At 69.9% G+C, this 21,218-nt stretch carries 22 protein-coding genes and 4 tRNA genes; 14 read left to right on the forward strand and 12 right to left on the reverse strand.

Annotated elements, in window-relative coordinates:
* Positions 1-97 precede the first annotated feature (97 nt).
* Complete coding sequence (locus JOF41_RS31485; RefSeq protein WP_244989741.1) at positions 98-409, forward strand: Rossmann-fold NAD(P)-binding domain-containing protein; 312 nt, start codon at positions 98-100, stop codon at positions 407-409.
* Positions 410-479: 70 nt separating this feature from the next.
* Here JOF41_RS31485 and JOF41_RS31490 read toward each other — a convergent pair whose 3' ends face one another.
* On the reverse strand, positions 480-824 hold the full coding sequence (locus JOF41_RS31490) for a DUF397 domain-containing protein (RefSeq protein ID WP_189221401.1): 345 nt from the start codon (positions 822-824) through the stop codon (positions 480-482).
* Positions 825-988: 164 nt separating this feature from the next.
* A complete protein-coding gene (locus tag JOF41_RS31495) occupies positions 989-1,279 on the reverse strand; it encodes a putative quinol monooxygenase (protein WP_189221400.1) in 291 nt (96 codons plus the stop codon).
* Positions 1,280-1,435: 156 nt separating this feature from the next.
* Here JOF41_RS31495 and JOF41_RS31500 point away from each other — a divergent pair, with 156 nt between their 5' ends.
* On the forward strand, positions 1,436-2,614 hold the full coding sequence (locus JOF41_RS31500; protein WP_189221399.1) for an acyltransferase family protein: 1,179 nt from the start codon (positions 1,436-1,438) through the stop codon (positions 2,612-2,614).
* Positions 2,610-2,696, forward strand: a tRNA-Ser gene (locus JOF41_RS31505). Before JOF41_RS31500 ends, JOF41_RS31505 begins: the two co-directional genes overlap by 5 nt.
* A gap of 57 nt (positions 2,697-2,753) precedes the next feature.
* On the opposite strand, the gene JOF41_RS31510 is transcribed toward JOF41_RS31505, so the two are convergent.
* Positions 2,754-2,912: a hypothetical protein gene (locus JOF41_RS31510; protein ID WP_209623530.1), complete on the reverse strand. Its 159-nt coding sequence runs from the start codon at positions 2,910-2,912 to the stop codon at positions 2,754-2,756.
* A 540-nt stretch (positions 2,913-3,452) separates the two neighbouring features.
* On the opposite strand from JOF41_RS31510, the gene cmk reads away from it, so the two are divergent.
* The gene (gene cmk / locus JOF41_RS31515) at positions 3,453-4,112 is read left to right on the forward strand and encodes a (d)CMP kinase (protein WP_209623531.1); all 660 of its coding nucleotides are present in this window, start codon (positions 3,453-3,455) and stop codon (positions 4,110-4,112) included.
* A gap of 170 nt (positions 4,113-4,282) precedes the next feature.
* Positions 4,283-4,717 carry an HIT family protein gene (locus JOF41_RS31520; RefSeq protein ID WP_209623532.1) on the forward strand — a complete coding sequence of 145 codons (435 nt, stop codon included), beginning with the start codon at positions 4,283-4,285 and terminating at the stop codon, positions 4,715-4,717.
* On the opposite strand, the gene JOF41_RS31525 is transcribed toward JOF41_RS31520, so the two are convergent.
* From JOF41_RS31525 to JOF41_RS31550, 6 genes are all read right to left on the reverse strand, one after another.
* A complete protein-coding gene (locus tag JOF41_RS31525; RefSeq protein WP_209623533.1) occupies positions 4,714-5,343 on the reverse strand; it encodes a class I SAM-dependent DNA methyltransferase in 630 nt (209 codons plus the stop codon). The genes JOF41_RS31520 and JOF41_RS31525 overlap by 4 nt on opposite strands.
* Positions 5,334-6,101, reverse strand: a complete 768-nt coding sequence (locus JOF41_RS31530) for a hypothetical protein (RefSeq protein WP_209623534.1) — start codon at positions 6,099-6,101, stop codon at positions 5,334-5,336. The genes JOF41_RS31525 and JOF41_RS31530 overlap by 10 nt, the downstream gene beginning before the upstream one ends.
* Positions 6,070-7,173, reverse strand: coding sequence for a thiamine-phosphate kinase (gene thiL / locus JOF41_RS31535; protein WP_209623535.1), 1,104 nt, complete (start codon positions 7,171-7,173; stop codon positions 6,070-6,072). The genes JOF41_RS31530 and thiL overlap by 32 nt, the downstream gene beginning before the upstream one ends.
* Positions 7,174-7,177: 4 nt before the next feature.
* Complete coding sequence (locus JOF41_RS31540; RefSeq protein ID WP_209623536.1) at positions 7,178-7,870, reverse strand: HIT family protein; 693 nt, start codon at positions 7,868-7,870, stop codon at positions 7,178-7,180.
* Positions 7,871-8,520: 650 nt separating this feature from the next.
* A tRNA-Ser gene (locus JOF41_RS31545) sits at positions 8,521-8,605 on the reverse strand.
* 13 nt (positions 8,606-8,618) lie between these two features.
* On the reverse strand, positions 8,619-9,089 hold the full coding sequence (locus JOF41_RS31550; protein WP_229794935.1) for a MarR family winged helix-turn-helix transcriptional regulator: 471 nt from the start codon (positions 9,087-9,089) through the stop codon (positions 8,619-8,621).
* 130 nt (positions 9,090-9,219) lie between these two features.
* Here JOF41_RS31550 and JOF41_RS31555 point away from each other — a divergent pair, with 130 nt between their 5' ends.
* Positions 9,220-10,944: a bifunctional metallophosphatase/5'-nucleotidase gene (locus JOF41_RS31555; RefSeq protein WP_209623537.1), complete on the forward strand. Its 1,725-nt coding sequence runs from the start codon at positions 9,220-9,222 to the stop codon at positions 10,942-10,944.
* 600 nt (positions 10,945-11,544) lie between these two features.
* The gene (locus JOF41_RS31560; protein WP_189221394.1) at positions 11,545-12,294 is read left to right on the forward strand and encodes a sulfite exporter TauE/SafE family protein; all 750 of its coding nucleotides are present in this window, start codon (positions 11,545-11,547) and stop codon (positions 12,292-12,294) included.
* A gap of 186 nt (positions 12,295-12,480) precedes the next feature.
* Here the strand turns inward: JOF41_RS31560 and hisC are convergent, their stop codons facing one another.
* Positions 12,481-13,548, reverse strand: a complete 1,068-nt coding sequence (hisC, locus tag JOF41_RS31565; RefSeq protein ID WP_209623538.1) for a histidinol-phosphate transaminase — start codon at positions 13,546-13,548, stop codon at positions 12,481-12,483.
* 120 nt (positions 13,549-13,668) lie between these two features.
* On the opposite strand from hisC, the gene JOF41_RS31570 reads away from it, so the two are divergent.
* From JOF41_RS31570 to JOF41_RS31600, 7 genes are all read left to right on the forward strand, one after another.
* Positions 13,669-14,355 (forward strand): dienelactone hydrolase family protein, encoded by a 687-nt coding sequence (locus JOF41_RS31570; RefSeq protein ID WP_209623539.1) that lies wholly within the window; start codon positions 13,669-13,671, stop codon positions 14,353-14,355.
* 133 nt (positions 14,356-14,488) lie between these two features.
* Positions 14,489-15,355, forward strand: a complete 867-nt coding sequence (locus JOF41_RS31575) for a hypothetical protein (RefSeq protein ID WP_209623540.1) — start codon at positions 14,489-14,491, stop codon at positions 15,353-15,355.
* Complete coding sequence (locus JOF41_RS31580; protein WP_209623541.1) at positions 15,355-16,572, forward strand: hypothetical protein; 1,218 nt, start codon at positions 15,355-15,357, stop codon at positions 16,570-16,572. Before JOF41_RS31575 ends, JOF41_RS31580 begins: the two co-directional genes overlap by 1 nt.
* The gene (locus JOF41_RS31585; RefSeq protein ID WP_209623542.1) at positions 16,569-17,333 is read left to right on the forward strand and encodes an ESX secretion-associated protein EspG; all 765 of its coding nucleotides are present in this window, start codon (positions 16,569-16,571) and stop codon (positions 17,331-17,333) included. The genes JOF41_RS31580 and JOF41_RS31585 overlap by 4 nt, the downstream gene beginning before the upstream one ends.
* A gap of 67 nt (positions 17,334-17,400) precedes the next feature.
* Positions 17,401-19,362 (forward strand): acetoacetate--CoA ligase, encoded by a 1,962-nt coding sequence (locus JOF41_RS31590; protein ID WP_209623543.1) that lies wholly within the window; start codon positions 17,401-17,403, stop codon positions 19,360-19,362.
* 154 nt (positions 19,363-19,516) lie between these two features.
* A tRNA-Ser gene (locus JOF41_RS31595) sits at positions 19,517-19,606 on the forward strand.
* Positions 19,607-19,644: 38 nt separating this feature from the next.
* A tRNA-Arg gene (locus JOF41_RS31600) sits at positions 19,645-19,717 on the forward strand.
* Positions 19,718-19,783: 66 nt separating this feature from the next.
* Here the strand turns inward: JOF41_RS31600 and JOF41_RS31605 are convergent.
* Both JOF41_RS31605 and JOF41_RS31610 read right to left on the reverse strand, forming a co-directional pair.
* Positions 19,784-21,028, reverse strand: coding sequence for a site-specific integrase (locus tag JOF41_RS31605; protein WP_209623544.1), 1,245 nt, complete (start codon positions 21,026-21,028; stop codon positions 19,784-19,786).
* Complete coding sequence (locus tag JOF41_RS31610) at positions 21,028-21,210, reverse strand: helix-turn-helix domain-containing protein (protein ID WP_209623545.1); 183 nt, start codon at positions 21,208-21,210, stop codon at positions 21,028-21,030. Before JOF41_RS31610 ends, JOF41_RS31605 begins: the two co-directional genes overlap by 1 nt.
* Between the last annotated feature and the right edge of the window lie 8 nt (positions 21,211-21,218).

The following is a 21,218-nucleotide window of genomic DNA, read 5'->3' on the forward strand; positions in this document are numbered from 1 at the left end:
ATCACAGGAAGCTGCTGATCGAGGACAACCGAGTTGGTGATCACCCATTGGGGTGAGCACTGGCGGAGTTTCTGATGAACATGGAGGGAAACGACCGATGAACCAGCTCGCCGAATCCGAGCAGTGGTGCGGCAGTGACGAGGAGTTCGCCGCTTTCCTGACGGGGCTCGCCACCGACGACGCGCCACGGCTGTTCGCCATCGCCCACGAGTACGGGCACCGCCAGGACGGATGGATCGCCGCCTACGGGATGGCCTTCGACGACTACGCCGAGGTGGTCTCCACCGAGGGCGACTTCCGCGCCCGCGCCGAGAACCCGGAGAGCGCCCTGGCCACGTTCACCCGTTTTGCTGTAGCCGAAGACGTGAAAGTCCACCTGATCTGGCTAACCCAACCGCCTCGACCCTGAGTCGCCACTCAGGTGCGCCGAATTCGTCGTTCGCGTACCCCGAACCGGACGTCCGGGGTACGCGGACGCTCTATGCGTCCACCCGGATGCTCCCCAGGAACGACGCGAACCGGGCGCGGCCGAACCTCAGCACCGGGCCACCGGGGTTCTTGCTGTCGCGGACGGCGTACTCGTCGGCTGCGGTCCGCGCGAGTTCGACGCAGTTCGCCGACCCGTTCTGGCTGCGACTGCTCTTGCGCCACGCGGCTGTGAGCAGGTCGTGAGAGACGATCACCGCGCCGACGCTCGTGTTCTCGCTGTCGCGAATCGCGGCCCATTCGCCGCTTCGAGCGATCTCGACGCACTGCCCCTGCCCACCGCTGTAACTGCTCTTGCGCCACGACACACGGGTGAGGTCGGGCTCAGGCGTCCGCATGGCTCACTCCTGGTCGAGGTCGGGCAGCAATCGGGAGGTTGAGCAGGGCGTCGTCGCACTTCTCGCGATTCTCCGCGCACGCGACGGCCACATTCACCCGCTTCACCTGATCTGGTTAACCCGCGTGCCTGGTCCGGGACCAGCGACTGACCAGAAGCGCGGTCTCAGCCGAACACCGGCCGCACGTCGGCCACCTCGTACTCCATCACCTGAACGCTCTTCATGGCGATGCCGGTGTCCGGCGCCGCGGCCACCGCGCGCCAGGCGTCGAGGTGCTCCCGCGACTCCCAGCGCTCGAAGTTGTTCACCCGCGCCGGGTCGACCGGGTCGGCGGTGATGGCGAGGTCGAGGCACCCCGGAGCCCGCCGAGCCCTGCGGACGAGGTCGTGGTGGGCGGCGACGAACGCGTCGCGCCGGTCGGCGTCGACCTCCACGTGTCCCGCGATGATGAGCATCCGAACGCCCCTTCCGAACCCGAACGGTGCTCCCAACCTAGCGCCCACCGGCGGGCGCTCACCCCTGCGAGCGCGTGCCGCTCGTTCCCCATGCAACGCGGTGCCCCGCTCCGGCAACTTGCTCATGAAGGTGCCGAACATCCGGGAGCAACCAGCATGAAATCTCTGACCCACACCGAGTACATGGCGATGAGCCGCTTCGGCGGTCTCGACGGCCTTCGTGCCATCGCCGCGGTGATGGTGGTCGTGTTCCACTACGGCGGCCCGGACCGGCTTCAGGGCTGGATCGGCGTGCAGGTGTTCTTCGTGCTCTCCGGGTACCTGATCACCACGCTCATGCTGCGCGAAGAGGCCCGCTCCGGCCGGATCTCGCTCAAGGCGTTCTACACGCGCCGGGCCTTCCGCATCCTGCCCGTGTACTTCGTCGTCCTGATGGTCACCACCGTCACGACGTTCGCGCTCGGCACTTACGAGAGCTCCGGCCTCAGCGAGGCGATGCCGCTGTACCTGTCGTTCTTCAACGAGTTCGCGGCCAACAACCCGTTCGGCCAGTCCTGGTCGCTCGGCATCGAGCAGAAGTTCTACCTGGTCTGGCCGCTGGTGGCGTTCGCCTTCGGGGCGCTGCCGCTGGGCCGTCGCCTCGGCATCACCGCGCTGCTGCTCCTGGGCGCGGTCGCGGTCACGCCGCTGACCTTCGGCTCCGGCGCCCCCGGCTGGCCCGCGCACTACGCCTCGGTCCTGCTGGGCTGCGCGATCGGGCTGCTGATGCACCACCGCCGCAGCTACGCGCTCGTGCGCCCGCTGACCAACCCGTGGGTCGCCACCGGCATGGCCCTGGGCGTGGTCACCCTGCACTACTTCCTCAAGCCGATCAGCGACGCGCTCAACACCAAGCCCGGCGTGCCCGGCTTCCTGTGGCCGATGACCTTCTACCCGCTGGCCGTCGCGCTGCTGCTGCCCGCGGTGATCGCGCCGGGACCGGTGCGCCGGGTGCTGTCCTGCCGTCCGATGACCTTCGTCGGCGAGCGGTCCTACTCGCTCTACCTCGTGCAGTTCCTGGGCGCCACCATCGTGGCCTTCGCGGTGCCCGGCATCGAGGGCTGGGCCAAGGCGGGGGCGGTCGTCGCGTTGTCCCTGGTGCTGGCTTCGCTGCTGTACCGGGCGGTCGAGCTGCCGATGATCGGCGCCGGGCGGAAGGTGCTCGCGCCCAGCCCGGACGCGGCGCGTGAGGTCGGCGCGGGTGCTCGGACCCGTTCCCGCGCCGCCGTGGGTGCGGAGCACCCGCAGGGGCACCCGGCTGACGACGCTCGGCTACCCTCGTCGGGAAACGGGTAGCGTGTCCGAGCGGCCTAAGGATCACGTCTTGAAAACGTGCGAGGGTTGACCCCCTCCGTGGGTTCGAATCCCACCGCTACCGCTTTCACGACGGCCGCCCCGCCCCTGACCGGGAGCGGGGCGGCCGTCGCGGGCGCGGTCACCCGTCCAACCCCCGCAGGCGTGCGATGACCCGGTCGGTCAGCTCGGCGAACACGTCGCGCCCGTCCTCGGGGCACTCGCGCCGCCGCACCAGGACCTTGTAGTCGGCGAGCGAGAGGCCGTGGCCGTGCCGGGAGACGTCGGGAACCCCGAGCACGTCGAGCGGCCCTCTGCACCTCGACCAAGGGCGCCGTCACCACCCTGATCAGGGGACCCTGGCCGACGAGTTGGGACCGAGGAAGGTCCGAGTCAACGCCGTCGCGCCGGGGGCCACCGACACCGAGGGCGCCCGAGCTGGGGGGCCTCTTCAACGATGAGAACGTCGCCAGGATCACCGCCATCACGCCGCTGGGCCGCGTCGGGCAGCCGGACGACATCGGCCGCGTGGCGCGATGATGAATTCGGTCAGGGAGGACTTCCCTATCCGTGGTTGACTCGTAATTCTGTCCGGGCAGGCAGGTGACCCCTCGTCAGGTAGTTGATAAAGCAATGTCTTCACGTTGAGTAACAGTATCCCGTCCGACTGTATTTGTAATGACTCTGCTGAGTGAGGGATCTTAGTTGTCCAGCGGAAACCGCTTGTCCGGCGAGTGGTTCCGCAAAATTGCGGCCACCCTCTCTGGTAATCTGCTGGCGTGGGCGATGCGATGGATATCGACGAAATTTCTTCGCGGGGGAATGCATGTCCAGTTACGGTGTGGACTCGGTCGTCATCGCGGTGGACGGCCCTGCGGCCGCCGGCAAGACAACCACCTGTCTAGCTCTGTCCGAAATTTTCGGCCTGCAGTACATCGAAAGTGGCAGGACCTACCGCATACTCGCATTCGAGGCCTTGCGGCGTGGAATTTCCCCGGAAGACCGACCGTCGGTAATTTCGCTGTGTGATGAATTGATCGAGCAGAGCCGGGCGCGCAGTCAGTTCGCGGTAGGAGGGTACGCCCCGCAGGACTTGCGGTCGGCTCCGGTCAACGTCACGGTCTCGACGGTGGCCAGGATCGCGGAGCTCCGAGTACGGGTCACCGAGTTGGTCCGCACCTGGGCGGCTGCGTGCGCCAAGTGCGTGGTCGAAGGGCGCGACATCGGTACCGTGGTCTTCCCCGCCGCTTCGATCAAGTTCTACCTGACGGCGACACCCGAGGTCAGGGCCGGTCGTCGGATCGCCCAGGAGGGGGGTGGGGCGTACGAGGACGTGCTTCGGGACGTGCTCCGCCGCGATCGGGCCGACATGTCCCGCGAGGTGTCGCCCCTGGTGCCCGCCGAGGATGCGGTGATGATCGACACCACGGAGCTGCCGCTCGCGCAGGTCGTCGATCGCATGGTGTCGGTGTGCGAAAGCCGCGGTGTAACAATTCCATGATCCATTAGGAGATCGGGATGTGCCGGGGTGATGCGTGCGCCGAATCGCATCCGGCTGTACCCGAACGAACGGGTGAACAGGGTTCACCGGTGCTCATGCTCGCGCTACTTTGATCAAAGATGCGCGACTCAAGGCCACGATCGGCGACGACATGTGAGGCGAGGAGCGTGATGGGGCAACCAGCAGCGGTGGGAGAAGCCATAGCCGGTGCGCGGGTCGCTTGCCTGTTCTGCCAGGTGCACGACGCGTCGATCAACGAGCTGCTGCTCGAGGGCGCTGAGTTCTACGTGCGGTGGGACAACTACCCGGCGGCCAAGGGGCATGTGGAGATCGTGCCCAAGCGTCACGTGGAGTCGTACTTCGACCTCACGGAGCAGGAAGCGGCAGAGGCGTATGAAATCACCAAACAAGCGCAGCGGATGCTAGACGCCAAATACCACCCCGCTGGTTACACCATCGGGATCAACGAGGGGCGTGCGGCTGGCCGCACGGTGGATCACCTCCACATCCACCTCATCCCGAGGTACGAGGGCGACGTGGCCGACCCCAGAGGAGGCGTCCGGCACGTTCTCCCTGGCACCGATGTGGACGCGTGGGGCTCCTAAGCCCTGACCGCCTCCACCACGAACCAGGCACCGCGCCCACTGGGCAGCACCCGGGTACACCGGAACCCGACTGACTCCAGTTCGCTCACCACCGAGTCCGGCGTGCGCAGGGAGAACCACCGGGGGGACGGCAGCCGTCCACCGTGCATCCAGTCCTCCGCGTCGCCCTCCTTGAGGCTGATGGCGACCACCCCGCCGGGGATCAGCACGCGGTGCATCTCCAGGAACGCTTGGACGTGGCGGCTGCGCGGCACGTGCAGCACACTCGCGCAAGCCCACACGCCCGCGAAGGTCGTCGCCGCGAAGGGCAGCGACAACAAGTTGAGCTGTACTGCGGCGGATGTCGCGCAACGCGCGCGGGTGACCCGCAGCAGGCGCTCGCTCAAGTCGCCCGCGATGACCGCGGCACCTCGTCGAATCAGGTGTTCCACGTCCCGGCCCGCCCCACAGCCCAACTCCAGCACCAAGCCGCTGGGCAGGGCGTCGAAGAACCGGTCCAGTTCGCGATCCAGTCCGGGGAACTGCTCGAGTCGCCCAGTGGTCGTCACGTACTCCTCGGCGTACTGGTCGTAGGTCCGACGAGTCCGCCGCACGATGTGCTCGACCTCGTCGTCGCTCAGGTGCATTCGAAGTTCTCCAAGCCGATAGCGATACCCAGATTGCTCATCTCTTCGAGCAGTTCACGCCGGCGCAGGACTTCATAACCATGGCTGGCGTCCACGCTGACGCAACCGACGAACCTGCTGCGGCGGTTCCTGATCGGGGTGGCGAAGAGAGCCGTGCGGTGACGGAATGCCTGAAAATCCTCCCAGGAGAGGTTCATCACGGCCGTTGGGCCATGTTGGGTGACGTACCGATCGAACTCCTCGCGATTTTCGAGCTGGTTGACCAGTGGGGCCACGTCAAAGTCCACCTCGCGGTTCTGCTGCCAGCACAGACCCACCGCGCCAACACCGATGGTGGGCGAGAAGGGGCGGGTGGCGGGATAGGAGGACATTCGGTACGTGGCCACTCGGATGAGGACTCCGCGCAACGGGTGCCGCACCGTTCTGCGCTTCTGCCAGACATGCAAGGCCAGATCGCCTGTCGCCAGCGGAGGTCGGACCTCCTCGCTTATTTTCAGCAACCTGCCGAACGTCGAAAGTATGCTTCTGCGCATGGTGACGTTCCGGTCCGTCAACGATCTCGTCTGCCAGCTCTCGAAAGGAGTGAGGGCACCGAAGACGCCTGCGATGCCGAGGAGCACCAGCAGTGCGTAGGACCGGTTTTCCAGCGCCGTATCCCAGAACTGCTTCGACGGTACGTTGTGCGCCTTGCCCGCCAAGCAGAGAGTTGCCGAGAGCAGCGCGATCTTATCCGCGGCCTTGGCCGTCGTTCGTCTCACGTCTTGCGGTTCCCGGATCTTCTGGGGCGTGTCGCCAGGCCTGGCCCGGAAGTGCGGTGAGGTTGCCGTCGGAGCGGAGCAGCGCCACACTTCGTTCTTCGGTGACCAGGCCGATACGGTGGAAGTCGAGCAGATCGGTGAGTGGAGCCACTGCGGGTTCGGGCACGGTGAAGACCAGTTCGAAGTCCACCGAGTCGCCCATGACAAGTGCTAGCGGATCCGCCCCCACTCGGGAAGCGACCGCGCCGACCGCCTCCGGGATGGGGACGGATCGTTCTTCGACGGTGATTCCGACACCGCTTGCCGCTGCGATGCTCTCAAGTGTCGCCTTGAGCCCGTCGGAGGTGTCCTGACAGCTCGTCACCGCACCGCTGGAGCTCAGGATGACCCCTTCCGCGACTCTGGCCGTCGGGCGTCGCCAGCTGGCGAGCATGGCGTCGAGGTAGGAACTCTCGATTTCCGCATCCCGGATGCCCGCGCGCGAGTACGCCATCGCCGCTCCGGCCAGGCCGGTGGGAGCGGTCAGGCACACCGCATCTCCAGGTCTGGCCCCCGCGCGCAGCAGCGACCGACCGGGCGGGCACACACCCAGCGCGGACGCCGACAGGATGAGGCGCTCCGCACTCCCGATGTCGCCGCCGATGTTCAAGCAGCCGAATGAGGCGCACGCGTCGCGTATCCCCGTCATGACGTGGCTGAAGACGGCGTCGCTCATGTTGGGCGGGTACCGGACCACGGAAAGGACCCCGATGGGCCTCGCGCCCATCGCGGCGATATCGCTCACGTTCGCGACCACCAGGTAGTAACCCAAGTCGTACTCGTTGAGGTGTCCCATCTCGTACAGGCGGAACTTGGGCCCCCGGACGTAGTCCGAGCCGACGACGAGTTCCAGGTCACCACTGAGCCGGAATACCGCACAGTCGTCCTGGGCGTCCGCTCCGGCAATCAGTTCGACCCGACCGTGATCGAACGCGGTGGGTGGTGCGAACGCGTCCGCCTGACCGCCGAACAACCTGACGATAATGTTCCTCAACCTGGTGGGTTCGTCGGAGAAGACCGCGTCGGACGCCACGTCGTCATCCTCCTGGGCTGGTGCTGTGGCTGAGCTGAGCCGACCAGTGCTCGACCATGTGCATGGTTCTCCGCAAGTCGTCTTTGCGCATGACCACGGCGTAGTCCCACTCCGGATCTTCGATGGACAACGTCGCCCCGGCCACTGAGCGCAAGTACTGCCTTCGCTGTCCTGCGGTGGGCAGGTAGACCCGGCAAGTTCCCCGGTACAGGCGCAAGAAGTAGGCCGACGTGGGCCAAGGGGCGCTCGCCAGGTCGTGGATCGACGAGAGGTCCTGGTATCGGAGACCGTCGGCCGTCATCAACTCGTCGACAGCGTGGCCGTCGATGGGGAGGAGATGCAGGTGAGCATGGGTTATGCAGGCGTGGCTGTGCTGACCTTGGCTCGACCCGTGCTCCATGACCAGCGGTTCTCGGAAAGTCTCGCGATAGATTCGGATGACCCGGTCGAGCAGTTCCTCGGTTTCCTCCGGGTGTTCGACCAGGACTTGAGCGAACGACAAGTAGTGCTTTCGGGGGAGCAGCAGCAGGTGGCCGACGGTGAGGGGCGACATGTCGGCGAGAAGTTCGAAGCGCCTCGTCGAGTGAACTCGGCGAGAGGGTGGGGCACCCTGGTAGAAGCGGTTGAAGGAGGTGTCGACGGCGCCCGATATCTCCTCGCAGAAGTCTGCGCCCGTGCAGTGCACGGTGCTGGTCATGGTGCCCCCTGTGCCTGTCCGCCGCCGAGGTGTCGGCGATTGAATTTTTGCGTACAGGGGGCTTGGTTCCGAACCCTAGGTGGCAGATTAACTCGAATGTCTCAAGCTATGTCCGCAGTTCTGCGGCGACTTGCGGTCCGTTGGGGTGGAATCAATTGTATGGACCATTCCAGTGGAATTTCCCGCTCGTCCGGAAGGGAAGCTGCTTGACCGGATCACACTGAGTCGGTGGTCACCTCGTGCCACAGCGGCGCTCAGCAGCAGGTGTGCTCGACTCCGCGTGTTCAATGTGAGCGTCGAGGCCATCGCCTCAGCTTCGTACCGGCTCAGTGCCGAGCGCAGCTCCCACCAGTGCCCATTGGGCGCTGGCGCGGAGCGTCGACGAGCGTCGATCGCCATGCCCAGCCGCACCAGCTGTATGACTACGCGATCGCCGCGTACTCCACGGCCGGAAGCAGCTCCGCGGCGCACCACGTCGCCATCAGCGCGCCGCCTCCCGACCACGTGCAACGACTCCGCGCGCGGCCTGACGACAAGCGAGAGGCGCTGTGGAAGCTCTCGGTCGAACTCGGCTGAGGGCGTTGCCCATCCGTTGCTGCACCGAGGGGGTGCGACCGGTCCCGGCGGACCCGCCACGCCCCTCCGACCTGCGGAAGCGGAGGGATTTGAACCCCCGTACCCGTGAACGTCTCCCGCTTTCGAGGCGGGTGCATTCGGCCGCTCTGCCACGTTTCCCCGTGCTGGCAGGTCACCCGTCCAACCCTCGCAGGTGTGCGATGACCCGGTCGAACACCTTCGCCACCACCGCCTGCTCCTCCCGCGACAGCAGGTCGATCATGTGCTCCCGCACGCCCTTGACGTGCGTCGGGGCGGAGCCCTCCAGCAGCGCCATGCCCCGGTCGGTCAGCTCGGCGAACACGCCGCGCCCGTCCTCGGGGCACTCGCGCCGCCGCAGCAGGCCCTCCCGTTCCATGCGCGCGACCTGGTGGGACACCCGGCTCTTGGACGAGGCGACGTCCTCGGCCAGCAGGGACATCCGCATCCGCCGCCCCTTCTGCTCGGACAGCCGCACCAGGACCTCGTAGTCGGCGAGCGAGAGGCCGTGGCCGTCCTGCAGTTCGCGGTGCAAGCGGTCGGCGAGCATGGACGCCCCGATCACGTAGTTGCGCCAGGCGCGCATCTCCTGTTCGTCGAGCCAACGCGGCTGCTGCTCAGTCACCTCACCAGGCTAGGCCCACATCTCCGTTCACCGACGATCCACGGGCACGTCTGGTGCGCGTCAGCTTCGCGAGGCAAACTCCCACGCCGTAACGCGCCCACCTACCGGGGCGCGACGCTGGAGGAACCCCATGACCCCGTTCACACGACGGCCCGTCGCGCTCGCGGCGACCGCCGCGGCGGCGCTCGCGGTGACGCTGTCGCAAACCCCCGCGCAGGCGGACAACGAGCGCGGTGGCCCGCGCACCGTGGACGTGCGCCTGATCGGCATCAACGACCTGCACGGCAACATCGAGCCGCCGACCGGCTCGTCCGGTCGCGTCACGCTGTCGGACGGGACGACGGTGAACGCGGGCGGCGCGGCCTACAACGCGACGCACATCAAGAACCTGCGGTCCGAGGTGAAGAACTCGATCGTCGTGGGGCAGGGGGACCTGATCGGCGCTTCACCGATCGTGTCCGCGCTGTTCCACGACGAGCCCACCGTCGAGGTGCTCAACCGGGTGGGCATGGACACCACGGCGGCGGGCAACCACGAGTTCGACGAGGGCTACCAGGAGCTGCTGCGGATGCAGCGCGGCGGCTGCCACCCGGCCGACGGCTGCCAGTTCCGCGAGCGCTACGAGGGCGCGGACTTCCCGATCCTGGGCGCCAACGTGACGCTGGCCCGCGGCGGCGCTCCCGCGCTGCCGCCGTTCTGGGTGGAGTACCGCGACGGGATGCCGATCGGCTTCATCGGGATGCCGCTGAAGGACGTGCCGATCCTGGTGGACCCGAACGGGATCAAGGACCTGCGCTTCGGCGACGAGATCGCCGCCGCCAACCGCTACGCGGACCTGCTGAACTGGCTGGGCGTGAAGTCGATCGTGCTGCTGGTGCACCAGGGCGACAACACCGCCGGTGGCGGCCCCGACGACTGCAAGACGGTCGCGGGCGGTCCCGGCCGGGCCATCGCCGAGAAGGTCAGCCCGAAGATCGACGCGGTCTTCTCCGGCCACAGCCACCAGCAGTACAACTGCGTGGTGACCGACCCGGCGGGCAACCCCCGGCCGTTCATCGAGGGCCTGGCGTTCGGCCGCGAGCTGTCCGTGGTGGACCTGAAGATCGACCGGCGGACCCGCGACGTGATCCGCTCGGAGACCAGGGCCACCAACAAGGTCGTCACCCAGGACGTCAAGCCGGACCGCAAGGTGCAGGACATCATCGACCTGGCCAAGGAGAAGTCCGGTCCCATCGCCAACAAGCGGGTCGGCACCATCGCGGGCGACCTGCTGCGCGCGGCGGCCCCCAGCGGCGAGTTCGCGCTGGGCAACCTGATCGCCGACTCGCAGCTGGCGGCGACCACCGGCAACGGCGCGGTGGCCGCGCTGATGAACCCCGGCGGCGTCCGCGCGGACCTGACCTTCGCGTCCTCCCCGGCCGGTGAGGGCGACGGCGTGGTCACCTACGGCGAGGCGTTCACCGTGCAGCCGTTCGGCAACATCCTGCAGACGGTGACGCTGACCGGCGCGCAGCTCAAGGCGGCGCTGGAGCAGCAGTGGCAGGTCGTCAACGGCACGCCGCGCACGATCGTGCTGCAGCCGTCGGCGGGCTTGACCTACAGCTGGTCGGCGTCCGCGCCGATCGGGTCGAAGGTCTCCGGCATCGCCATCAACGGCACGCCGGTGGACCCGGCGGCGAGCTACCGGATCACGATCAACAGCTTCCTGCAGGGCGGTGGCGACGGCTTCAGCGCCTTCACCGCGGGCACGGAGGTCACCGGCGGCGGCATCGACCTGGACGCGCTGATCGCCTACTTCGGGGCGCACCCGAACGTGGCGCCGCCCGCGCTGGACCGCATCACCACCACGCCGTGACGCACCCCGGTGGGCGGGCTCGCCGGGCCCGCCCACCGGGACGCCACCACCGTCCACCCGAGACGATTTCGCCGTGTTTTCCCAGCCCACACGAGTTGCGGGCGGCGCGCGGCAGGCGCATCCTCGATGCAGGACCTGTTGTCCGGGGTAACCGGGTTCTCGCCCCGGCGGCACGCCCGGAAGGGGAAGGTGGTGCGGTGCTGATTAGTCCTCGCAGTGACGTTCCGCGACCAGCCGCATTCCCGCGGCCGAGCCGGCCCTTGTCGTCCCGGTCGCGAAGATGAGCGGCGCGGACAGGGGATCGGGCGCGCGGCGCTTCCGGCGCGGCAGACCCGCTTGACGCTGTTGACCCCGGTCTTCGCGGCGCCTCTCGACCGTCGGCGCCACCAGGGGTCCACGCCACCCCGTCCAGCGACCGGCACGTCACGTCTCCAATGGGAAAACCCGGGTGCGGTGCCACTGATGTCGGGCGCCGCACCCGGGCCCTTGCGCTGTTCGGCCGCACCGGCCGAGGCAGGCGGGTGTAGCAAGTGCCACACCGCACCGCGCCGGACGCGGTGTTAGCGTCGGCCGCCCGCTCGAACAGCACCGGAGGTGGCCGTGACGACGCTCGAAGCGGTCATCGTCGTGCTCGCGGGCGTTTTCGCCGGGGGCATCAACACCGTCGTCGGCTCCGGCACGCTGGTGACCTTCCCGGTGCTGCTGGCGGTCGGCTACCCGCCGGTGGTGGCCAACGTGTCCAACAGCCTGGGCCTGGTGCCCGGCTCGCTCAGCGGCGCGGTCGGCTACCGGCGCGAGCTGCGCGGCCAGGCGGGCCGGGTCAAGCGGCTGCTGCCCGCGTCCGTGCTCGGCGCGGTGGTCGGCGCGATCCTGCTGGTCACCCTGCCCGAGGACGCGTTCTCCTCGATCGTGCCGGTGCTGATCGCCATCGCGCTGGTGCTGGTGGTGGCGCAGCCGTGGCTCAACCGCAAGCTGGCCGAGCGCGAGCGGCACGAGCACGGCGGGCTGCTGCTGTGGGTGGGCGTGTTCCTCGCGGGCATCTACGGCGGCTACTTCGGCGCCGCCCAGGGCGTGCTGGTGATGGGCCTGATGGGGGTGCTCATGAACGAGCACATCCAGCGGATGAACGCGCTGAAGAACGTGCTGACCGCGTTCGTGAACCTGGTCGCGGGCGTGCTGTTCATCTTCATCGCCGACGTGGCGTGGCTGCCCGTGCTGCTGCTGGCGGTCGGGTCCGTGGTCGGCGGCCAGATCGGCGCGAAGGTCGGCCGCAAGCTGCCGCCGCTGGCGCTGCGCGCGGTGATCGTGGTCGTGGGCACCGCGGCGATCGTGCAGATCCTGGCCCGCTGAACGGGTGTTCGCTTCCCGCGCCCGCATCCCCGAATACCCGCGCCCTCCCCGCGCGCCGCGACCGCGTTCCACCTGACCGGGAACTACGGCGGCGACCCCGGCTTCTCCGTGCTCGACGAGCCGGGGTCCGCGCTGTCGTTCACCGCCCGCCCGCAGCTCGGGCGAGCACGGGCCGCGCCGCGTCCCTCACCGGGGGAAGGACCTGGCGGCGGCCAGGAACGCGTCGTTCTCCTCCGGCTCGCCCACGGTCACCCGCGCGCCGTCGCCGAGGAACGCCCGCACCACCACCTTGTGCGCCAGGCAGTGCTCATTGAACGCCGCGGTCCGCTCGCCCAGCGGCAGCCACACGAAGTTCGCCTGCGAGTCGGGCACCTCGTAGCCCGCGTGCCGCAGCTCGCCGGTGACCCTGGTCCGCTCGGCCACCACCGCGCGGCAGCGCGCCATCAGCTCGTCCTCGGCGTCCAGCGACGCCAGCGCGGCCACCTGCGCCAGCGCGTTGACGCTGAACGGCACCGCGACCTTGCGCAGCGCCTCGGCCAGCTTCGGCGAGCCGACCGCGTAGCCGACCCGCAGCCCCGCCAGGCCGTACGCCTTGGAGAAGGTCCGCAGCACCGCCACGTTGTCACGCCCGCGCGCCCACTGGGCCTTGGCCAGCTCCACGCCGTCGGGCACGTGCGGGTCGTCGACGAACTCCTTGTACGCCTCGTCGACGACCACCAGCACGTCGGAGGGCACGCGGTCGATGAACCGCTCGACCTCCTCGGTGCGCAGCGCGGTGCCGGTGGGGTTGTTGGGGTTGCACACGAACACCAGCCGCGTCTTCGGCGTGATCGCCGCGGCCATCGCGTCCAGGTCCAGGCCGTGGCCCCCGGTCAGCGGCACGCGGGTCTGCCCGGCGCCGACCACCTGCGTGATGATCGGGTACGCCTCGAACGACCGCCAGGGGAACACCACCTCGTCGGCCTCGGCGCAGGTGGCCTGCACCAGCTGCTGGCACAGCGTCACCGAGCCGCAGCCGACGGCCAGCTGCTCGGCGGGCACGCCGAGCCGGTCGGCCAGCCGCGCCACCAGCTCCGCGGCCCCGTTGTCGGGGTAGCGGTTGATCGCCGTGGCGGCGTCCGCGATCGCGCGCACGACGCTGGGCAGCGGCCCGGCCGAGACCTCGTTGCTGGCCAGCTTGATCGCGCCGGGAATGCTCCGGCCTGGCACGTAGGCGGGCAGTGCGGCCAGGTCGGCACGGGTTCGGACGGTCATCGCGGGGCTCCTCCTCCGGTTCTGCGCAGGACGGTAGCCGCTCAAGACCTGAATGGGGCATACCCGTCGTTCCGTTGCTCACGTTGACTGCCGTCGTCGCCGAGGTGAAAGGGTTGGCCCATGACGCAGACCCGCATCGAGACGCTCCCGCTGACCGACGGCCGAGAACTGCGGCTGACCGTCGCCGAGCCGGACAACGCCGTGCGCGGCGGCCTGGTGGTGCTGCACGAGGCGCGCGGCGTCACCGACACCGTTCGCGGTCTGGTGAGCGGGCTGGCCGCCGAGGGCTGGCTCGCGGTCGCGCCGCACCTGTACGACGCCGACGAGGTGGACGGCGACGACGCCGCCGACCACGAGGTCAGCAAGCTCTCCGGCGAGGCGGCGCTGGCCGACACCGATGTCGCTTTCGTCTGGTTGCAGCAGCGCGGCATCAGTGCCGACCAAATGGGCGTCATGGGCTTCGACCTGGGCGGATCGGTCGCGATGGTGGTTGCGGGAAGCCGAACCGTCGGCGCGGCGGTCAGCGTCGGCGCCCGCGGCATCGTCGAGCCGCTGGCGGCCGGGTTGCCACCTCTGGTGGAAATGGCCGAAGAGCTCGCCTGCCCCTGGCTGGGCCTCTACGGTGGGGCGGGCGGTGAGATCCCGTCCGGCGACGTGGACAAGCTGCGCGACGCCGCGGCGGCGGCCCCGGTGGCCACCGACGTGGTCAGCTTCCCCGATTCCGGTCACCGCTTCGACACCTCCCCCTCGGCGAGCGCGGAGGCCTGGCAGCGGGCGCTGAACTGGTTCGACTCGCACCTGAGGTAGACCGCCCGCGGAGTATTGGAACCGACCGGGTGGCCAGGTACATCTAAGGGTCGCGTGCGCGGGAGGCGAAGCCGCGCACGGGTCGGGTAACGCGCGACGCGCCTGCGGCGAGAACGCAGTGCAGGGGGTAGTCATGAGCAACGGGAACACGGTCCGCCTGGTCCAGCCCGCCCCGGCGGTGGACCCGGCCGCGACGGTGTCGCTGACCCAGCCGATCGCCGTGCCGGGCGCGGCCGCCGCGGTGCCGCCGGTATCGCCGGTGCCGCCCGGCGTCGCGTCCGACCCAAGCCCCACGGTGTCGCTCGCGCAGCCCGGTGCGGTGCCGGAGGCGGCGGTCCCGGTGCCGCAGAACCCGCTGCCGCAGACCCCGGTGGTCGAGTCCAACCCCACGGTCACGCTGACGCTGCCCGGCGCCTCCGCGGGCGTGCCCGGCCCCAGCGCGAGCGCCCCGGACCCGAGCACGGCCGTCCCGGACCCGAGCACGACCGTCCCGGACCCGAGCACGACCGTGACGCTGCCGCAGTCCGCCGCACCGGCCCCCGACACCGCCACGCCCGCCACCGCACCCACCACCGCACCGGCCGCCGCGCCCGAGGGCAACTTCACCGACTCCGCCCAAGCCGACCTGCAGAAGGCCACCACCGCGCTGGACGCGGTGGACAAGCAGCAGGTCAAGCTGGCCATGGACCGGCAGTCCGTCGACGAGCTGGTCAAGCTCATCGCGCAGGCCCGCGACGTGGTCAACTCCGTGCACGCCAAGGCGGTCAACGAACTCGACGTCGAGCTGAAGTTCGGCGACAACTGGGTCGGCCGGTCGATCAGCAAGCGGCTGCACGAGGTCGCGGTGGGCGACGAGCAGTCCGCGGTCGCGGTGATCGGCGACTTCCTGCACGTGCTGTTCGAGATCGAGGAGACCATCCGCAAGGCCGCGCGCAACCTCGAAGACGCCGACGACGAGGCGGTCCACGCGGTCACCAACGCCGGGAGAGGGCAGGGCTGATGGGTGACGACGACCGCCGCGTCGCAGACCACGACGGAGCCTCGCCGCTGGGCCAGAAGGTCGACTGGATGACCCACTCGCACCAGGAGCTCTACGACATGGTGCACAAGGGGGTGGACCTCAACCTGGCCAACAGCGCCAAAGCCGACTGGACCGCCGTGGGCAAGTCGCTGGGCGAGGTCCGCGACCTGCTGGCCAAGGCGCTGGCCCAGTCCTCCCAGGCGTGGGAGGGCGAGACCGCCGACCGCGCCCGCGAGGGCCTGGAGTCGGTGATGAAGTGGGCGCAGAACACCAGCGACCACGCGGAGAACGTGGCCACCTGCATCGCCGAGGAGATCCAGCACGTGGTGACCGCGCGCGAGCAGATGCCCGCGCCGCCGCCCGCCCCGCCGCTGCCCACCGCCGTCGCGCCGGACGCCGCGCCGGTCGCGGGCAGGCGGCTGGACACCGTGGCCGAACCGGGGTTCGGGGGCAGGACCGCCGTGCCGCGCGAGGAGGCGTTCACCGACCTGGAGACCGTGGGGGCGCCCGCGGTCGACTCGGTCGCCGCCGCCGACGCGACGCACCGCCGGGCCGCCGAGGTCATGGCGATGTTCCAGCAGAACTCCTACGCGGTCGACCGCACCGTGCCCTCGTTCAGCCCGCCGGTGAACCCGGTCGCGCCGCCCCCGCCGCCCGCCGGCGCCCCCCTGCCGACCACCCCCGCGCCCGACGCGGGCGCGGGCGCTCCGGTCGCGGTCACCCCCGGCGTCAACCAGGGCAACTCCACCACCCACAAGTCCGACCACCGCAACCAGCAGCACGGCACGACCCCGCCCCAGCGGGCCGCCGCGGCGGGCCGTGGCGGCGCGGGCGGCTTCGGCGGTGGTCTCGGCGGCTACGGCACCGGGCGGGGCGTCCCCGCCGCCCCGGTCTACGGCGGCGCGGGCGGTGGCGGCGCGGCCGGCGGCATGAGCGGCCCCGGCGGTTCCAGCGGCTTCGTCGGCGCCGACCACGGCGGCAGGCCGTCGGCCAACCCCGGCGGCACCACCAGCCAGTTCCAGGCGCCCAAGGCGGTCACCCCGCAGCACGGCATGATCGGCGCCGCGCCGATGGCCGCCCCGCCGGTCGCGCCCACCTCCGCCGAGTCCGGCCGCAGCAGGCCCGACTACCTGGAGGACGACGACAACGTGTTCGGCCTGGACAGAAAGGCCGCTCCGCCGGTGATCGGCCTGTGACCGAGCGCGTCTTCCGGCTCAGCGACCGCGAGTTCTTCCTGCTCTGGCAAGCGGTCCACGGGGAGGCGCACCCCGTGCCGCTGGGCACCCGGCACTACGGCCACACCGCGGCTGAGCGGGCCCGGCTGACCGAGGAGGCGTCGCGCGCGCTGGCCGCGCGCGGCCTGGGCACCGTGGGGCGGCCGGACGGGGAGCTGCACGGGCTGCTGCGCGGCCTGGCCGAGTACCAGGTGGGCCTGGAGGTGGTGTTCTCCCGCAACGGCGAGCAGGCGCGCGGCCTGGCCACCGCCGCGTGGCACGGCGCGTTCGCCGCGCGCGTGGGCACCCAGGTGCAGCTGACCGGCTTCCGGCCCACCGCGCTGGCGTCCACCACCGTGGCCACCCTGCCCGCCGCGCCGCCCGGCAGCGGCCGGTCGGTGAACGTGCGGTGGGCCGACTACCTGGCGGCGGGCGAGGCGGGCCGGGCCGACGGCACCGAGGGGTTCCTGGACGCGCTGCGGTCGGCGGGCGTGCGCGAACCCGAGGCGAACACCCTGCTGCGCGCGACCACCACCCGCCGGGGCGGCGGCCAGGTCGGCGTGATCGCCCGCAACCGCGCGGGCTACCTGCACCTGACCGGCGACACGGTGTCGTGGCTGGACACCGCCGATGGCCGCTACCTGGTGCGGCGCGACGACGGCTGGCTGGTGCTCACCCCGACCGACGCGCCCCGGCTGACCTCGGCCGTGGAGCAGGTGGTGGCGGTCGCGAGCCGGAACTGACCGGAACCGGCCGGAACCGGCCCGTCGACCGTGGCCCCCGGCGGTCGCATCGGCTAGGAACGTCGGTATGACCGACACGCAGGCAGGCACCGCCGCCGCCGGTGGGGCACGACCGCTGTGGCAGCCCGACCCCGACCGGGTCGCGGCCAGCCGCATGACCGCCTTCCGCGACTGGCTACGAGCCGAGCGGGGACTGGACTTCGCCGACTACGACGCGCTGTGGCGGTGGTCCACCGAGGACCTGGAGGGCTTCTGGGGAGCCGTCGCCGACTTCTTCGGGGTCGCCTTCCACCAACCGCCCGAACGGGTGCTCGCCGACCGGTCGATGCCCGGCGCGTCGTGGTTCCCCGGCGCGACCCTCAACTACGCCGAGCACGCGCTGCGCCACGAGGGCGAGGCCGTGGTGTTCCACCGCGAGGACGGCCTGACCGCCCGGCTCACCTACGCCGAGCTGCGCGAGCGCGTCGCCGCCGTGCGCGCGGGCCTGGTGTCGCTGGGCGTGCGCCGCGGCGACCGCGTGGCCGCGCTGGTGCCCAACTCGCCCGAAGCCCTGATCGCCTTCCTGGCCGCCGCGTCGCTGGGCGCCACCTGGTCCTCCTGCTCCCCGGACTTCGGCGCGCGGGCCGTGGTCGACCGCTTCGCCCAGATCGAGCCCACCGTGCTGGTCGCCGTCGACGGCTACCGCTACAACGGCCGCGTCTTCGACGTGCGGCCCACCGTGGAACGGCTGCGCGAGGAGATCCCGTCGCTCAAGTCCACCGTGCTCGTCGACTACGCGGGCGGCTCGCTGCCCGACGTCGTGCCGTGGAACTCCCTGCTCACCGATTTCGCCGGAGCCGAGCCGGCGTTCGAGCCGGTGCCGTTCGACCACCCCCTGTGGGTGCTCTACTCCTCCGGCACCACCGGACTGCCCAAGGGCATCGTCCAGGGGCACGGCGGCATCGTCCTGGAGCACCTGAAGATGCTCGCCCTGCACAGCGACCTCGGGCCGGGGGAGCGGTTCTTCTGGTTCACCACCACCGGCTGGATGATGTGGAACTACCTGGTCTCCGGCCTGCTGGTCGGCACGACGATCGTGCTGTTCGACGGCAGCCCCGCCCACCCCGACCTGTCGGCGCTGTGGCGCATGGCCGCCGAGGACCGCGTCACCTACTTCGGCACCTCGGCCCCCTACGTCCAGTCGTGCCTCAAGGAGGGCCTGGAACCCGCGCGGACGTTCGACCTCTCGGCGCTGCGCGTCGTCGGCTCGACCGGCGCGCCCCTCACCCCCGAGGGCTTCCGCTGGATCGCCGACGCCGTGGGCGAGGTCCAGATCGCCTCCGTCTCCGGCGGCACCGACGTGTGCACCGCGTTCGTGGCCGCCTCCCCGGACCTGCCGGTGTGGCTGGGCGAGCTGTCCTGCCGGGCGCTGGGCGCGGCCGTGCGCTCCTACTCCCCGGAGGGGCGGCCGGTGGTCGGCGAGGTGGGGGAGCTGGTCGTCACCGAGCCCATGCCGTCCATGCCGGTGTTCTTCTGGGGCGACGAGGACGGCTCACGGCTGCGCGAGGCGTACTTCGACACCTATCCGGGGGTGTGGCGGCACGGGGACTGGATCACCATCACCGAGCGCGGCTCGGCCGTCATCCACGGCCGCAGCGACTCCACCCTCAACCGCGGCGGCGTGCGGATGGGCACCAGCGAGTTCTACCGCGTGGTGGAAGGCGCGGCGGGCGTGGCCGACTCGTTGGTCATCGACACCTCCAGCGCGGCCAACCCGGACGGCGAGCTGCTGTGCTTCCTGGTCCTGGACCCCGGCGTGGCGCTGGCGGACGTCGAACCCGGCCTGCGGGCGGCGCTGCGCGCCAACCTGTCCCCCCGGCACGTCCCCGACCGGTTCGTCGCGGTCGAGGAGATCCCCCGGACCCTCAACGGCAAGAAGTGCGAGGTGCCGGTCAAGAAGATCCTCGCGGGCACCCCGCCCGAGCGCGCGGTCAGCCTGGACGCGCTGCGCAACCCGGCATCCCTGCGGCCGTTTTTGGATCTTGCCTGAGACGCTCGTCACTGAACGGGCCCCCAACGGCCGCTGAACGCCCTTCTCGACCCCGGCATCTGCGCTCTGACCAGCGCAGATGCCGGTGGGAGGGGGGCGTTTTGCTTCTACGTCGGGGGTGTGTGTAACCTATGCGTCGTAGCCGAGGGCTCCGGGAGGCTTCGCCTAGTCTGGTCTATGGCGCCGCACTGCTAATGCGGTTTGGGTTTACCGCCCATCCCGGGTTCAAATCCCGGAGCCTCCGCAACACCCAGCTCCACCGGGTGACAACTGAAGAACGATGCGCTCGTAGCTCAACGGATAGAGCATCTGACTACGGATCAGAAGGTTGCAGGTTCGAATCCTGCCGAGCGCGCCCAGGTCAAAGGCCCCGTCGGATTCTTCCGGCGGGGCCTTTGACGACAGGTCTGACGACAACGCCCTACTCGGCCGCGCGCTCGCTGTCGTCGAACAGCACGCCCATCCGGTCGACGGCCTCCCGCTGGACGCTTTCGATCACTTCGATGTAGGTGCCAGTCGTCACACTGATCGAGCTGTGGCGCAAGATCCGCTGAACCGTCGCGGCGTCCACACCGAGGGCGAAGAGGAGGGTCGCCGCCGTGTGGCGCATGTCATGCACGCGGATGACCCGGACGCCCGCCTTCTCGCACAGCGCCGCGAACGTCCGGTTGATGTTGCGCGGCTCGATCGGCGTGCCGTGCGGAGTGGTGAAGACCAGGCCGTTGGCCTGCCACTTCGGCCCAGCGGCCAGCTTCTCGCCCGCCTGGACGGCCTTGTGCCGCCGCAGCACGGCGACCAGGGGAGCGGGCAGCGGGACCGTGGCCGCCGAGGCTTCCGTCTTCACGTCGTCCAGGACGAGCTTGCCGTCCACCCGGTGCAGGGCCTTGGAGACGGTGACCTTGCCGTCCACCAGGTCCACGTCCGACCACCGCAGCCCCAGCGCCTCACCACGCCGCAGACCGATCCCGAGGCCGACCGCCCACAGCGCGTAAAGCCGATGATCCTTCGCAATCGCCAGGAATTGCTTGGCCTCCTTCTCGCTCCACGCCCGGTGCTTCTTGCCAGTGCCGCGCACCTTGACCAGCGTGGCGACATTCCGGGCGAGGAGGTCTTCCTCCACCGCGTCCTGAAGCGCGGCCCGCAGAAGCCGCAGGAGGTAGTTCACCGTTCCGGCCGAGGGGAACGAGCCGCAACATTCCTTCGGCTTTCGCGCACAGCACCGGGGTTTGCGACCCGGCTTCTCCGACCACTTCTCGTCCTTGCGCTGGGCGCAGCACTGGCACGTCTTGCCAACCGCGTTGAGCCACGAGCGGATGTGCTGGGCGGTCAACGCGGTCAGCTTGTGCTTCCCCAGGCCGGGGACGAGGTAGAGCCGGACCAGCAGCTCATAGGACGAGAAGGTGGTCCGCCGCACCGAGGGTTCCGCGATCTCGTGCAGCCAGTACTTCAGGTACTCGCCCACGGTCATTGTGGTCGTGGCGACCGGCACGCCCTTCTGCACCTGGGCTTGCAGCTCGATCTTCTTCGCGTGGCACTCCTCGAACGTCTTGCCGTAGACGCTCCTGCGCTTCCACTGGCCGTCCGGCGTCCGCACGAAGACCTTGGCTTCGTACCGGCCGTCCTTGCGCTGCTTGATCGTGCCTTCGCCGTTGACGCGCTTGGCCATCAGGCCGCCTCCCCGATCAGGCCGCCGAGGTAGGCGTCCAGCGACGACTTCACGACCCGGCGGCACCGGCCCACCTGGACGGACTGGAGAACGCCGTCCCAGATCAGCCGGTAGACCGTCCAGCGGCTCACCGAGAGCAGGTCGGCCACGGTCTGCACGGACAAGAGCTGGTTGTCAGACATGAACTTCC

The organism is Saccharothrix coeruleofusca (genome assembly GCF_017876325.1).
GTDB classification, from domain to species: Bacteria; Actinomycetota; Actinomycetes; order Mycobacteriales; family Pseudonocardiaceae; genus Actinosynnema; species Actinosynnema coeruleofuscum.